The sequence below is a fragment of the Cupriavidus sp. CuC1 genome (assembly GCF_044627735.1).
GTDB lineage: Bacteria > Pseudomonadota > Gammaproteobacteria > Burkholderiales > Burkholderiaceae > Cupriavidus > Cupriavidus ulmosensis.
In genome coordinates this window covers 64,779-77,801 of record NZ_JBIUHC010000012.1, presented here as the reverse complement: position 1 = coordinate 77,801, position 13,023 = coordinate 64,779, and the positions used below count along the sequence as shown (strand labels likewise).

12 protein-coding genes are annotated in these 13,023 nt (G+C 67.0%); 3 read left to right on the top strand and 9 right to left on the bottom strand.

The features are described 5' to 3' along the window. Positions 1 to 44 precede the first annotated feature (44 nt). Positions 45 to 1,499: a M81 family metallopeptidase gene (locus ACGLHR_RS07750; RefSeq protein ID WP_400093037.1), complete on the bottom strand. Its 1,455-nt coding sequence runs from the start codon at positions 1,497 to 1,499 to the stop codon at positions 45 to 47. Positions 1,500 to 1,552: 53 nt separating this feature from the next. Continuing rightward, on the bottom strand, positions 1,553 to 2,719 hold the full coding sequence (locus ACGLHR_RS07745) for an NAD(P)/FAD-dependent oxidoreductase (RefSeq protein WP_400093035.1): 1,167 nt from the start codon (positions 2,717 to 2,719) through the stop codon (positions 1,553 to 1,555). A 184-nt stretch (positions 2,720 to 2,903) separates the two neighbouring features. Here ACGLHR_RS07745 and ACGLHR_RS07740 point away from each other — a divergent pair, with 184 nt between their 5' ends. Continuing rightward, positions 2,904 to 3,632 carry a helix-turn-helix domain-containing protein gene (locus ACGLHR_RS07740; protein WP_400093033.1) on the top strand — a complete coding sequence of 243 codons (729 nt, stop codon included), beginning with the start codon at positions 2,904 to 2,906 and terminating at the stop codon, positions 3,630 to 3,632. Positions 3,633 to 3,717: 85 nt separating this feature from the next. On the opposite strand, the gene ACGLHR_RS07735 is transcribed toward ACGLHR_RS07740, so the two are convergent. Beyond that, positions 3,718 to 4,656: a Bug family tripartite tricarboxylate transporter substrate binding protein gene (locus tag ACGLHR_RS07735; protein ID WP_400093089.1), complete on the bottom strand. Its 939-nt coding sequence runs from the start codon at positions 4,654 to 4,656 to the stop codon at positions 3,718 to 3,720. Positions 4,657 to 5,128: 472 nt separating this feature from the next. On the opposite strand from ACGLHR_RS07735, the gene ACGLHR_RS07730 reads away from it, so the two are divergent. Continuing rightward, positions 5,129 to 6,340: an HD-GYP domain-containing protein gene (locus ACGLHR_RS07730; RefSeq protein ID WP_400093032.1), complete on the top strand. Its 1,212-nt coding sequence runs from the start codon at positions 5,129 to 5,131 to the stop codon at positions 6,338 to 6,340. Positions 6,341 to 6,483: 143 nt separating this feature from the next. Here the strand turns inward: ACGLHR_RS07730 and ACGLHR_RS07725 are convergent, their stop codons facing one another. Beyond that, complete coding sequence (locus ACGLHR_RS07725) at positions 6,484 to 8,142, bottom strand: acyl-CoA dehydrogenase family protein (RefSeq protein WP_400093031.1); 1,659 nt, start codon at positions 8,140 to 8,142, stop codon at positions 6,484 to 6,486. A 109-nt stretch (positions 8,143 to 8,251) separates the two neighbouring features. On the opposite strand from ACGLHR_RS07725, the gene ACGLHR_RS07720 reads away from it, so the two are divergent. Further along, entirely contained in the window at positions 8,252 to 8,905 is a 654-nt protein-coding gene (locus ACGLHR_RS07720; RefSeq protein WP_400093029.1) for a TetR/AcrR family transcriptional regulator, read from the top strand. Between the two features lie 122 nt (positions 8,906 to 9,027). Here the strand turns inward: ACGLHR_RS07720 and ACGLHR_RS07715 are convergent, their stop codons facing one another. The 5 genes from ACGLHR_RS07715 to ACGLHR_RS07695 all read right to left on the bottom strand — a co-directional run bounded on the left by ACGLHR_RS07715 (position 9,028) and on the right by ACGLHR_RS07695 (position 13,020). Beyond that, the gene (locus ACGLHR_RS07715) at positions 9,028 to 9,822 is read right to left on the bottom strand and encodes a peptidylprolyl isomerase (protein WP_267603145.1); all 795 of its coding nucleotides are present in this window, start codon (positions 9,820 to 9,822) and stop codon (positions 9,028 to 9,030) included. A 4-nt stretch (positions 9,823 to 9,826) separates the two neighbouring features. Next, complete coding sequence (locus ACGLHR_RS07710) at positions 9,827 to 10,141, bottom strand: BolA family transcriptional regulator (RefSeq protein WP_318235869.1); 315 nt, start codon at positions 10,139 to 10,141, stop codon at positions 9,827 to 9,829. 89 nt (positions 10,142 to 10,230) lie between these two features. After that, positions 10,231 to 10,770 (bottom strand): septation protein A, encoded by a 540-nt coding sequence (locus ACGLHR_RS07705; protein WP_267603143.1) that lies wholly within the window; start codon positions 10,768 to 10,770, stop codon positions 10,231 to 10,233. A 70-nt stretch (positions 10,771 to 10,840) separates the two neighbouring features. Further along, complete coding sequence (gene msrB / locus ACGLHR_RS07700; protein WP_267603142.1) at positions 10,841 to 11,287, bottom strand: peptide-methionine (R)-S-oxide reductase MsrB; 447 nt, start codon at positions 11,285 to 11,287, stop codon at positions 10,841 to 10,843. Positions 11,288 to 11,415: 128 nt separating this feature from the next. Beyond that, complete coding sequence (locus ACGLHR_RS07695) at positions 11,416 to 13,020, bottom strand: YdiU family protein (protein ID WP_400093027.1); 1,605 nt, start codon at positions 13,018 to 13,020, stop codon at positions 11,416 to 11,418. Positions 13,021 to 13,023 lie beyond the last annotated feature (3 nt).

Genomic DNA, 13,023 nt, shown 5'->3' with positions numbered 1-13,023 from the left:
TGTCGTTGTTGTCGTCTTTGTCGTTGCCAACAGGCAGGCGGCGCTCAGGCCGCGGCGACGTCGAGCGGCCACTTGGGCCGGCGCACCTTGCGGTAGGGCAGGGTCGTGAGGTCGAGCGTCACGGCGCCGGGGGCGCCCGCGTAGATCACGCGCTTCGCCACCTTCGAGAAGGAGGCGTAGAAATGCTGCGACGACTTGACCACGATGATTTTCTTGCGCGCAAGGTCGCAGCCCAGTTGCGTGAAGAGGTCCGTGCCCATCGCCTGGTTGCGCAGCGTGATCAGCACGATGTCGATGCCGTTGGCTTGCACCAGCGCGCAATCGCCCATCTGCACCGGCGTGTTCGACAGGCCGGTCATCACCATGTCGGGCAGCAGCGCCTTGACGGTGCAGTCCAGGTCCAGCGGATCGCCGGAGAGGGGGCTGATCTTGCCGCCGATGCGCATTGCCAGGCGCGCGCCCACGCCCGCGTCGAAGGCGATGCGCACCGCGATCGGGTCCCACAGTGGACCAATGGCGGCGTTGTCGATGCCGCGCTCGATCATGCGGCGCAGGATAAAGGTGGAGTCGCTCGCCGCGCCGCCCCCGGGATTGTCGGCGCCGTCTGCCAGTACCACCGGGCCGCCGTTGAAGTCCAGGGCCTCGTCGAGCGAAGTGTCGATGTCCGGATAGCGCACCGTGAGCGCCTCGCGCATGCCGATCAGTTCGTCGGCCAGCTGGCGGGCCAGCGCATCGGCCTGGGCCTGGTTGCCATCGGTGTAGACCAGTACCTTGGTGCCCATCCCGGGCACGTCTCCCCACGAGAAGCCATGCGCAATGGAGACTGACAGCACGCCGTCCCGGCCTTCCAGCGACTGGATGCGGTCCACGAAGCCGCGTGCTGGCTCGCGCGAGGTATGAACGGTGACGATCATCTCGCAGTCGACCACGGCAGCCACGGGGCGGACCTTGCCTTGCACCTTGGCCGCGCACAGGTCGACCAGTTCCAGGGCGCGCTCCAGCACGTCGGTGTGCGGGTATTCCTTGAAGGCGATCAGCACGTCGGCGTGCTCGACCATCTCCGGCGTCAGGTGGCTGTGCGGATCAAGTTCCGCGCCGATCACCACCTCGGGCCCGACGATGGCGCGCACGCGCTGCAGCAGGTCGCCTTCGCAGTCATCGTAGCCATCGGCCACCATCGCGCCGTGCAGGCCGAGCAGCACCATGTCCACGGGCAGCGCCGCGCGCAGGTCGGCCAGCAGTTCCTCGCGCAGGGTTTCGTAGGCATGGCGCGTGGTCGTGCCGCTGGGCTGCGCGCCGGCCACCACGCCTTCGCACAACTGCCAGCCGCGTTCCTTGCCGCGCAGCCGGGCGGCCCACAGCGGGCCTGAGAAGAACGTCATCTGGTCGGGATGCTGGCCGGCCGGGAAGTAGCCGCGGTCCTTGAAGGACGAGAGGCCGGTGGGCATCGGCCCGAAGGTATTGGTTTCGGTGGCGAGGGAGGCACTGAAGACACGCACGGTGATGAGCTCCTGGTCTGTTAGCCGATTGGCGGTTGGGGGGCAGACGCAATTCAGGTCGATGCAGCCAGGCGGCGCAGCCGCGCGGGCCCCAGCATTTCGGCGGTCAGGCCGAACGACGCGGGATGGGCAGGCACCGGCAGGCCGCGCGCCAGCGCGGCGCAAGTCTCGCCCATGGCGGCCGAGGTCTGGATGCCGTAGCCGCCCTGGGCAGCGACCCAGAAAAAGCCGGGCGCCGCGTCGTCGAAGCCGCCCACGAGGTCGCCGTCGGCGACGAAGGAGCGCAGCCCGGCCCAGGTGCGGATGGGCCGGCGGATCGAGAGCGCGGTGGCTTCCTCGATGCGATGGATCGCCAGCGCGATATCCATCTCTTCGGGCTGGATGTCCTGCGGCTCGACCGGATCGGCGTTGGCCGGCGAACCCAGCAACATGCCGGCGTCGGGCTTGAAGTACCAGTCCTCGCCGGCGCCGAAGACCATCGGCCAGCCGCTCGTGTCCACGTCCGCGGGCGGCGCGAAGATAAAGGCCGAGCGGCGGCGGGGCTCGATCCCCAGCGGCTGCACGCCGGCCAGCCGGGCAATCACGTCGACCCAGGCGCCGGCGGCATTGAGCAGCACGGGGGCTTCGTACGCCACCCCGCCGGCCTCAACACGCCAGTGGTCTTGTACTCGTGCAATGGCTGCGACTTCGGCATCGCACACCAGCTTGCCGCCGGCCTGGCGCATGCCGCGCAGGTAGCCCTGGTGGATGGCGTGCACGTCCATGTCGGCGGCGTCGGGCTCGTACACGGCGCCCAGCACTTGTTCCGCCCGCAGCACGGGCACGCGCTCGCAGGCTTCCTCGGTGGTCAGCAGGCGCGCATCGGGCGCGATGGCGCGCAGTACCTCCCAGTGCGCTTCGAGCAGGGGCAACTGCCCAGGGCCGGCGATCATGAGCGCGCCGCGCGGCGTCAGCAGTGGATGCGTGGCAAAGCCCGGCGGCGGATCTTGCAGGAAGGCGCGGCTTGCCATCGTCAGCGCGCGTACCTGCGTGGTGCCGTAGCTTTCCATGAACAGCGCCGCCGAGCGGCCGGTCGAGTGGTAGCCGGGCTGCGCTTCGCGCTCGAGCACGATGACGCGGCCATGCGGTGCGAGCCAGTGCGCGACGGACGCACCGGCAATGCCGCCCCCGATGATGAGGAAGTCAGCTGAAATCGGCGGAGTGGCGTGAATTGTGCACATGGATGTCGGGGAGGCTGAGCGCCCTGACCGGGTGCTCGTGCTTTGGAATGCGAGTGAGTGTATTCAAGAATTTGCGAATATGCAAATTGCGGATACGCAAATTTTGCGCTAAAGTGAGCCGCATGGGATGTACCCGGCTGCGCCGTCTGATAGCATCCGCTCCAACGGAAAAAAGGACGCAGGCTTGAAAACACACATCGCCCAGGAGCGCGGCAACGACGGCAGCGACGAGTCGCGCACGCTCGACCGCGAGACCTTTGGCAAGCGTCTGCGCAGTGCGCGCAAAGCCTTTGGCTGGACGCTGGCGCATCTCGCCGAACTGTCAGGCGTCTCGATCACCACCATCTCGCGCGCGGAGCGCGGGCAGCTGGCATTGGGCTACGAGAATTTTGCCGCGCTGGGCAAGGCGCTGCAGATGGACATGGGCTCGATGTTCGCGGGCGCCGGCGCGAAGACGGCGCCGTTCCAGGGGCCCGTCGTGACGCGGGCCGGCGAGGGCGTGACCTACCGGGGCGTGGCGTTTTCCTATGAATTCCTCGGCACCGAGGCGGTGGGAAAGCAGATGATTCCGGTGGTCAGCACCGTGCACGCGCGCCGCATCTCGGGGCCCGAGGATTTCGCGCGCCATCCCGGCGAGGAGTTCGTGTACGTACTCTCCGGCGAGATCGAGGTGCATTTCGACGGCGGCGAGCGGGTGCATCTGGCGCGCGGCGATTCGCTGTACTTCGATGCCCGCATGGGCCACGCCTATATCAGCCTGAGCCGCCAGCTCGCCCGGATTGTCGGCGTGATGACCAGCGAAAGCCGCTTCATGAAGTCCGCCCAGGCCGGGGAGACGCAGGCCGCGCCGCAACCTGCCGCCAGCCGGACACATGGGAAAGCCGCTGCCGGCAAGGGCCAGCGTAAGGGTTGAAGGGCGACTCGCGGGCCTCCATCCGTGCATGCGGGAGTCGGCGAGCCCCGGGCGCCATGGAGCGCGCTCGGGGCTCGCGCCAACGTCAGTCCAATGTCATCCCGGCCGCCTTGATAAAGCTCCCATAGCGCGCCCGATCCGCATCCTGCCGCTCGGCAAACGCCTGGATCGAAAGCGGCGCCACGGCACCGCCCATGCGATTGACGCTGTCCTGCAGCACGTTCGCGGCCACCGCCTGGTTGATCTCCTTGTTCATTCTCTCGACAACGGCGCGTGGCGTCCCGGCCGGCGCATAGACGCCGAACGTGGAATCGCCGTTCACGCCTGGCAGCCCGGCTTCGGCCAGCGTGGGCACGTCGGGATACTGGGCAGCGCGCTTGCCGCTGGCCACTGCCAGCAGCCGCAATTTGCCGGCGGCCACGTGCTGCAGGCCGGGACCGGGATCGAACATGAACTGCACCTGGCCGGAGAGCAGGTCGCTCAGCGCGGGCGCCGCGCCCTTGTAGGGCACATGGACGGCGTCGAGCTTGCCGGCGCGCTTGAACATCTCGGCGGCGATATGCGGGGTGCTGCCGTTTCCGGCCGAGCCAAAGCTGAGCTTGCCGGGATTTGCGCGCAGATAGCTGACGAACTCGGCGAGCGTCCTGGCCGGCACCGACGGGTGGACCAGCAGGAACACCCGCACCAAGGCCACCGAGGCCACCGGCGTCAGATCCCTCTGCGAGTCGTAAGGCATCTTGGTGTACAGGAAGGGGTCGATGGCAATGGCGCCGCCCGAGGTCAGCAGGAAGGTGTAGCCATCGGCGGGCGATTTGGCGACCACGTCGGCGCCCATGATGCCGTTGGCGCCGGGGCGGTTATCCACCACCACGGGCCGCTTGAGCGCTGCCGTCAGCCCGGGGGTGAGGCCGCGCGCCAATGTGTCGGCGGCGCCGCCGGCCGGGAAGTTGACCACCAGCCGGATCGGTTTGTCCGGCCAGGCCTGCGCTGCGCTGGGCTGCGAGAAGACAGGCAACGCTAGCATCAGGCCGATGGCGCGGGCGGCACACCAGTAAGCTGGATGACGCCGCAGGGCGGGGCGGGTCGCTCGGAACATGGTGGTCTCCTGTGAAGCCAGGTTTGGCCTCGCCGCGTGGACGGGCCGGATTTTGTGTGATTTGCCGCGGGGTTCGTCGCAAGCAGGGTGCGTCGATGCACAAGTATCCCGGCTAAGCGCTTGCTTGAGAATTGCCGATTCTGGGCAAAGCCATAACCAAGCTGCATGCCTGCGGGCCTGCCGGCGGTGCGTTCCCGACTGGGCGCGAACTGCTTCGCCAGGGAGGCCGAGCGGCCGCGGCGTCTGCGTGTACGACGAGAATCCGGCTTTTTGCGAATATCCACATGCGCCGCCGCGTCGAGGACGCCACGCGCACCAGAGCCTGCGCCAACCCTAAAGTAATCCGCATCCTTGCCGTTAAGCGACCACGCCTTATTCAATCTGTACGCGAGGAGCTGGCATGCTGAAACGGATCAAGACCCAACAGCTTCAAGTCGGGATGTTCGTGGCCAGGGTGGGCGGGCCATGGCTGGAGCATCCTTTCTGGCGCTCCCGGTTTCTGGTGAACAGCCGGGAACAGATCGACCAGATGATCGCCTCCAAGGTCGAGGAGGTCTGGATCGACCTGCTCAAGGGCAAGGGCGTGCCGCCGCCCGTGCAGCCGGCGGCGACGGGATCCTTGAACGTGAAGCCCGTCGCCGACGAGCCGGCCGGCGCCGTGCCGCAGTCGGGCGTGCCGCTGGAGGTGGAGTTCGGGCTGGCCCGGGAAGTCATGAAGAGCGGCAAGGCGGTGGTCGGCTCGATGTTCACCGATGCCCGCATGGGCCGGGCGCTGGAGGTCGAGGGCGCGCTGATGCTGGTCGATTCCGTCTCGAATTCGCTCACGCGCCATTCGCAGGCCCTGATCGCACTGGCACGGCTCAAGGTGCGGGACGACTACACCTACCTGCATTCCTTCGCGGTCTGCGCGCTGATGATCGCGCTTGGACGCACGCTCGGCCTGGACCGGGGCGAGTTGCAGCAACTCGGCCTGGCGGGCCTGGTGCACGATATCGGCAAGATTTCCGTGCCCACGCACGTGCTCCACAAGCAGGGCGAGATGACCGCCGCCGAGGTGGCGATGGTGCAGCGGCATCCTTCGGTGGGCTACCGCATCCTCAACGAGGCCAAGCTCTACAGCAATATTCCCCTCGACGTCTGCATGCATCACCACGAGCGCATCGACGGGCGCGGCTATCCGTTTGGCCTGCACGGCAACGAGATCAGCGTGCATGCCAAGATCGCCGCGGTGTGCGACACCTATGACTCGCTGACCTCCAACCGGCCCGGGCACCAGGCGTGGACGCCAGCGCGGGCGCTGGAGTACATGGCGGTGCGGGTGGATACGCTGTTCGACCGTACCGTGTTCCAGGCCTTTACCCGGTCCATCGGCATCTATCCGCTGGGCACGGTGCTGCGCTTGCGCTCCGGACGGCTGGCGGTGGTCTTCGCGCAAAACGACAACGAGCCGCTGCGCCCGCTGGTCAAGGTGTTCTATTCGGTGAGCGAGGCTGCGCACCTTGGTCCGGAGACACTGGACCTGAGCGCGGCGGAAGATACCATCGTGGGTTTCGAGGACCCGGCGCAGTGGGGCTTTCGCGACGAGCAGCTATTGGAACTCTGCGCGGCCTGAGGGCCGTTATCTGGTACCGGAGCCGTCGCGCCTGCCGTCGGCCTGGCCCGCGCGCAGCAGATACCAGGTGCAAGGCTTGTCTCCTCGTGCCGCCTGGAGGTGGCATTGTCGTGTTTTTGTCGTGTCCTGCAGCCCTGGCAGGGTCAGGCGGCCCAGGCCATCTCCAGGATGCGCGCGGCGTCGCCACCGCCCGCGCTAATGCCCATCACGGCGCCCCATTCCGGGTCGAAGCGGCTGGCCAGGAAAGCCTGCGCCGTAGCCGGTTCACCATGCTGCAGCATCAGGCAGGCCTGGGCGGTCAGCACCAGCCGCGTGGTGGTGCGGCGCGCCTCTGCCTGCTGTTCGTCTTCGGGCAGGCGCAGCGCCGCACGCAGCGCGGCCACGCTGGCCTGGATGCGCGGCTCGCCCGCGCCCACCGTGCTCATCTGGTCCAGCACGCGCAGGTAGTCGTCCGGGTTGCGGCCGATGGCGCGCAGCACGTCCAGGCACATCACGTTGCCGGAGCCTTCCCAGATCGAGTTGACCGGGGCTTCGCGGAACAGCCGGCCCATGGGGCCATCCTCCACATAGCCGTTGCCGCCGAAGACTTCCATGGCCTCGCCGGTCATCTCCACCGCGCGCTTGCAGATCCAGAACTTGGACGCGGGCGTGAGGATGCGGCGCCATGCCAGGCGGGCGGGGTCGTCGGTAGCTTCGAAGGCGGTGGCCAGGTCCATGGCCAGCAGCATGGCGGCCTCGGCCTCCAGCGCCATGTCGGCCAGCAGCCTGATCATCAGCGGCTGGCGGATCAGCGGCTTGCCGAAGGCGCTGCGGTGGCGCGCGTAGTGCAGGGCCTGCACCAGCGCCTGGCGCAGGAAGCCGGCGCTGGACAGCGAGCAGTTGAGCCGGCTGTACGTGGCCATCTCCAGGATGGTGGGAATGCCGCGGCCTTCCTCGCCCACCATAATGCCCCAGGCATCGCGGAACTCGACCTCACTGCTGGAGTTGGAACGGTTGCCTACCTTGTCCTTGAGGCGCTGTATCTCGATCGGGTTCTTGCTGCCGTCGGGGCGCCAGCGCGGCACGAAGAAGCAGGAGGAGCCGGCATCGGTATTGGCCAGCACCAGGTGGGCATCCGACATCGGCGAGGAGAAGAACCACTTGTGGCCGGTGATCAGGTACTCGGCGCCGCGCCCTTCGCCGCGGCTGGCCACCGCGCGGGTAGTGTTGGCGCGCACGTCCGATCCGCCTTGCTTCTCCGTCATGCCCATGCCCACGTTGATCGAACCCTTTTGCTTGATAGGGATGTCGCGTGGGTCATAGGCCTGGGTCAGCAGCTTGTCGCCGAACTGCGCGAACAGCCCGGGCTCCTTGCGCAGCACCGGGATGCAGGCCTGGGTCATGTTGGTGGGGCACAATGAGCCGGACTCGATCTGGCTGTGCATATACAGCGAGGCCGCATACGAGGCCCATGCCGAGGGGCGCGTATCGGCGAAGGGCAGGTTGGCGAGCCCGCTGCGGCGCGCAATGGCCATCATCTCGTGCCAGCCGGGATGGAAACGCACCTGGTCGATGCGTTCGCCGATGCGCGAATGCGTGTGCAACTCCGGGTGGTAGCGGTTGGCGTCTTCGGCGTGGCGGATGGTTTGCTCGGCGCCGAGCACCGCGCCCTGGCGCTTGAGCTGCGCCTCGTTCCAGCCCGCACCGGCGCGCGCAACGGCGCGGCGGATGGCGGGGTCGCTGGTATAGAGGTTGTAGTCCTTAAGCTCGGGAACCTGGTTGGTGATGACGTGGGTGGCGTGGGTAGCTTGGGTAGCGTTCATGACGGGCTGTCTCCTTGGGCCGGGCTGGCCGGGCTTGCCGCCGCCCGTTAGATTCGAAGGGTCATTCTAGATAGAATGGCCAGCCTTCATGTTCGGCTTTCGGAGCACCATGAACCCACAGCAAAAAGGCCCGGCAAAGCCGCGCCGCAGGCCAATGCAGTCGCGCTCGTGGCAGACGTCGCTGGCCATCCAGGAGGCCTTTGTTCGGCTTTTGGCCGGGCAGGACTATGCGCAGGTGACGATCCGCGCCATCGTTGACCTGGCCGGGGTGGGGCTGGGAACGTTTTACGAGTACTTCGGCAGCAAGGAAGAGCTGGCGCAGGTGTGCCTGCACCTGCGCGCCAAACGCATCGTGCTGGCGATGGATGCGAGTCTCGCGCAGTGCCGGGGCGAATCGATGGCGGCCATCGTGGACGCGCTGATTGCCGTCAACGCGGAGCACCACCGCGAGACGCCGGAGCGGTGGGGCCCGATCTACCTGCTGGAGCGGCATTATTCGGGGCGCGGGGCTTACCAGAAGATGTATGCGCGGTTCGTCGCGTTGTGGAGCCGGGCGCTGCTAAGCGCGGCCGACGCGCCGCAGGCCGCGGTGGTCGAGGAGGCCTCGGTGACGCTGCAGGCCATCGTCTATGGCCTGATCTCGCATGCTTGTATCGATGAGGGGGAGGGGATCGATTTCTCGCGGCTGATGCGGCAACTGCGGGGCGCAGCGCATGGATACCTGCGAACGCTTGGCGGAACAGGCCAAAGCCGCGCGCCATGACGACGGCTGTTTCTCCCTCTCCCCTCAGGGCTGAGGGGAGCAAACCAGCGCTATCCCGCTCGCGCAAATGAAAACCGGCGCCATCGGCGCCGGTTTTCCCGTCACGGCAAGCCTGAATCCACTTACTGGATCTTGGCCTTGTCCTTGAGCGACTTCATCATTGCCTGGAACTGCTCGCGCTGCCAGTTCTGGTCGCCCATCAGCATCTGCACCAGCTGCGGCTTGACTTCCTCGAACGTCGGGATCTTGGCGTCGCGCGTGTCGTCGAGCTGGATGATGTGCCAGCCGAACTGGGTCTTGACCGGGGTTTCGGTCATCTGGCCCTTCTTCAGCGCGGTCATGGCGGCCGAGAATTCCGGCACGTAGCTGCTGCTGTTGGCCCAGTCGAGGTCGCCGCCGTTGGCTGCGGAGCCCGGGTCCTTGGACGAGGCCTTGGCCAGGTCTTCGAACTTGGCGCCAGCCTTGATCTTGGCGATGATGGCGCGCGCGTCGGCTTCCTTCTCGACCAGGATGTGGCGGGCGTGGTATTCCTTGCCGCTGCCGAACTGGGACTTGATCTTGTCGTACTGCTTGCGCAGTTCGTCGTCGCTGGCGCCGTGGGTCTTGACGTAGTCTTCGAACACGGCACCGGCCAGCACGTTCAGCTTGGCTTGTTCCAGTTGTTCCTGCAGGTCGTCGCGCTGGGTCAGGCCGCGCTTGTTGGCTTCCTGCAGCAGCAGCTCACGGTCGATCAGCATGGTGCGGGCACGGTCGCGCAGTTCTGCGCTGGGAGGCTGTCCGGTGCCGGCTACGAGCTTGTCCAGCTTGGCCGAGGGGATCGCCTTGCCATTCACGACGGCGGCGTTCTGGGCGAGGGCGGGCAAGCTGCCAGCGGCAAGCACAGCCGCCAGGCTGAACGAGAGGACTGTGGTCTTCATGGAATCAGATCTGAGAGTTGCTCGAGGAATCGCGGGAGGTTTCGCGGGATTCAAGTTCTTGGTCAGTCAGCGCGGTCACCGCCAGCGCGTGGATTTGCGTGGGGAATAGATCGCGCAGCGCATCATACACCATGCGATGGCGCGCTACCCGGGTGCTGCCGGCAAATTGCGCGCTGACGATGGTGACGTGGTAATGCCCGCCACCGGACGCGGCGCCGGCATGGCCGGCGTGCAGCGCACTGTCGTCGCGTACCTCGACGCTGGAGGGGGTGAGGGCTGCGCGCAGCAGGGCTTCGATTTGTGCGGGGTCGGCGGCCATTGGCTGAGGTGCGTGTCCTGGTGGGGTCCGGCCGGGGCCGGAGCGGTCAATCTTGGGGGAGGCGCGGCGGGCATGGCCCGCCGGGACGCTTACTCGGTGGTGTTTTCCTGCATGTGGCGGGACAGCCAGACGCTTTGCGCCAGGATGAACACCAGCATCAGGCCCATGCTGCCGAACAGCTTGAAGTTGACCCAAGCGTCGGTGGAGAACTGGTAGGCCACGTAGAGGTTGACCACGCCCATCACGGCGAAGAAAGCGGCCCACGCGGCGTTGAGCTTGCCCCAGGCGGCTTCCGGCATGGTGACCTGCTTGCCCAGCATGGCGCGGATCAGGTTCTTGCGCCAGATCAGTGCCGACAGCGTCAGCGTGGCGGCGAAGAGCCAGTACAGCACGGTGGGCTTCCACTTGATGAAGGTCTCGTTGTGCAGCAGCAGCGTGGCGCCGCCAAACACGGAGATGATCACCAGGCTGACCCACTGCATCGGCTCGACCTTGCGATGGCGCAGCCAGACCCAGCCGATCTGCACGACCGTGGCGGCGATCGCCACTCCGGTGGCGGCATAGATGCCCGCGAACTTGAAGGCGACGAAGAACAGGATGACCGGAAACAGGTCGAACAGGAATTTCATGCGGACAGGATAGAGCGACGCAAGGTCGAGGGCTGGGTTGGCGGCGAACCGCCGCGCGGGCGGTTCGGGCTTAGCGCGGCGTGTCGGGCGATGTCGGCGCGGCGTCACCCGCATTGAGGTCGGCGGGGTCGCGCTCGTCGAATTTTAGCGCAGCCGAGTTGATGCAGTAGCGCAAACCGGTGGGCGCGGGGCCATCTTCGAAAACGTGGCCAAGATGGCTGCCGCATTCCTTGCAGCGGACTTCCACCCGGACCATGCCGTGCGTGCGGTCGGTGTGCTCGTCGATCACCTCGCCGTTGATCGGGCGGAAGTAGCTCGGCCAGCCGCAACCGGCGTCGAACTTGGTGCTGGCTTCGAACAGCGGCGTGCCGCAGCCGACACAGCGGTAGGTGCCGCGCTCCCAGTGATCCCAGTAGCGCCCGGTGAAGGGCCGCTCGGTGGCGGCTTCGCGGGCAACGCGGTACTCGATGTCGGAGAGTTGCTCGCGCCACTCGGCTTCGGTCTTGTGCGTGGTCATATTCGGCTTTCCTTTCTCGTTGGCCGGGAGACTCGGCAGGCGCACAGCTTGTTGCGCAGCCCGCTTTTCGTCACCCAAGGCCAGTTGGTCGTATCTGCCCTGTCAAACCTTACATTGCCGCTGCGCCTTCATGACGAGCAGCTCACTTCCAGCCCGGCTGCCCAGTCCGGCGGCAGCGCGGCATAGCTTTCGGCCTCCGGCTGCTCGTCGAACGGGCGCGACAGCACGGCCAGCAGGCGGTCCACTTCGCTGAAGTCGTTCTCGCGCGCACGCTGGATAGCGGTCTCGGCCAGGTGGTTGCGCAGCACGTACTTGGGGTTGACCGCCAGCATGGCCACGGCGCGCGCGGCGTCGACAGAGTTCTCGGCACGCAGGCGGGCGCGGTAGCCTTCGGCCCAGGCGTCCCACGCCGCGCGGTCCAGGAACAGGTCGCGCACCGGGGCATCCTGGCTGCCATCGGCAGAGGAGATGCGGGCGAGGTTGCGCCAAAACAAGGTGTAGTCCACGCGCTGGGCGTGCAGCAGCTGGAACAGGTCGGTCAGCAGCGGCTCGTCGTCGGCATCGGGGCCGCCTGTCGCGCGCAGGCCGAGCTTGTCCCGGTACTGCTGGAAAAAGGCCGCGGCATAGCGCTCGCGGAACGGATCCAGCGCGGCGCGCGCGGCTTGCACCGCGGCGTCGGTGGCCGCTTTGTTGGCTTCGGCTTCGGCATCGGCGTTGCCATCGCGCTCGCGCCACAGCGGCATCAGCGCCTGGGCCAGGCAGTGCAGGTTCCAGAACGCAACCTGCGGCTGCTGGCTGTAGGCGTAGCGGCCTTGCGAATCGGAATGGTTGCAGATGTGGTTGGCGTCGAACGCATCGAGGAAGCCAAAGGGGCCATAGTCGATGGTCAGGCCGAGGATCGACATATTGTCGGTGTTCATCACGCCATGGCAGAAGCCCACGGCCTGCCACTTGGCCATCAGGTCGGCGGTGCGCAGCGAGACTTCACGCAGCAGCGCCTGGTAGGGCTCTTTGTCCTCGCGGCACTCGGGCATGAAGCGGTCGATCACGAAATCCGCCAGCTGGCGCAGCGCGCCGATGTCCTCGCGGGCCGCGAAATGCTCGAAATGGCCGAAGCGGATAAAGGACGGCGCCAGGCGCGTCACCACGGAGGCGGTCTCGATGGTTTCGCGGCGCACCGGGGCGTCGGACCCGATGATGCACATGGCGCGGGTGGTGGGCACGCCCAGGGCTTGCATCGCCTCGGAGCACAGGTATTCGCGGATCGAGGAGCGCAGCACGGCGCGGCCATCGGCCATGCGCGAGTAGGGCGTCATGCCGGCGCCCTTGAGCTGGATTTCCCAGGGGCCGGAGGCGGTGCGCGCCTCGGCCAGGCGAATCGCCCGGCCGTCGCCCAACTGGCCCGCCCAGACCCCGAACTGATGGCCCGAGTACACGTTGGCGAGGGGGTCGGCCCACTCGGGCACGTGATTTCCTGCAAAAGTTTCGATGAAGCTACGCTGCGTTGCGGCATCCGCATCCCAGCCGAGCAAGCCGGCGGCGGAGGCCGACACGCTGACCAGCCTGGGGGAGGGTAGCGGCGTCGGCGCGAGCCGTGTAAAGAAGCGCGGGCCCAACTCTGCAAAGCCCGGCACGCTCGTGAACGGCGGCCGCGGTTCGGCAGTGTCCAGCGGGGCGGAGAAGGCGGCCTCAGGCAAGGCTTGGGGAAGGTTGGTTAGCTCGGGAGAATTCACAGG

Excerpts from the sequence above, each read along its gene's own strand:
- msrB (WP_267603142.1), bottom strand. The coding sequence starts at position 11,287 with ATGACCACGCACAAGACCGAAGCCGAGTGGCGCGAGCAACTCTCCGAC.
- ACGLHR_RS07720 (WP_400093029.1), top strand. The coding sequence starts at position 8,252 with ATGAACCCACAGCAAAAAGGCCCGGCAAAGCCGCGCCGCAGGCCAATG.
- ACGLHR_RS07735 (WP_400093089.1), bottom strand. The coding sequence starts at position 4,656 with ATGCTAGCGTTGCCTGTCTTCTCGCAGCCCAGCGCAGCGCAGGCCTGG.
- ACGLHR_RS07725 (WP_400093031.1), bottom strand. The coding sequence starts at position 8,142 with ATGAACGCTACCCAAGCTACCCACGCCACCCACGTCATCACCAACCAG.
- ACGLHR_RS07705 (WP_267603143.1), bottom strand. The coding sequence starts at position 10,770 with ATGAAATTCCTGTTCGACCTGTTTCCGGTCATCCTGTTCTTCGTCGCC.
- ACGLHR_RS07730 (WP_400093032.1), top strand. The coding sequence starts at position 5,129 with ATGCTGAAACGGATCAAGACCCAACAGCTTCAAGTCGGGATGTTCGTG.
- ACGLHR_RS07710 (WP_318235869.1), bottom strand. The coding sequence starts at position 10,141 with ATGGCCGCCGACCCCGCACAAATCGAAGCCCTGCTGCGCGCAGCCCTC.
- ACGLHR_RS07745 (WP_400093035.1), bottom strand. The coding sequence starts at position 2,719 with ATGTGCACAATTCACGCCACTCCGCCGATTTCAGCTGACTTCCTCATC.
- ACGLHR_RS07715 (WP_267603145.1), bottom strand. The coding sequence starts at position 9,822 with ATGAAGACCACAGTCCTCTCGTTCAGCCTGGCGGCTGTGCTTGCCGCT.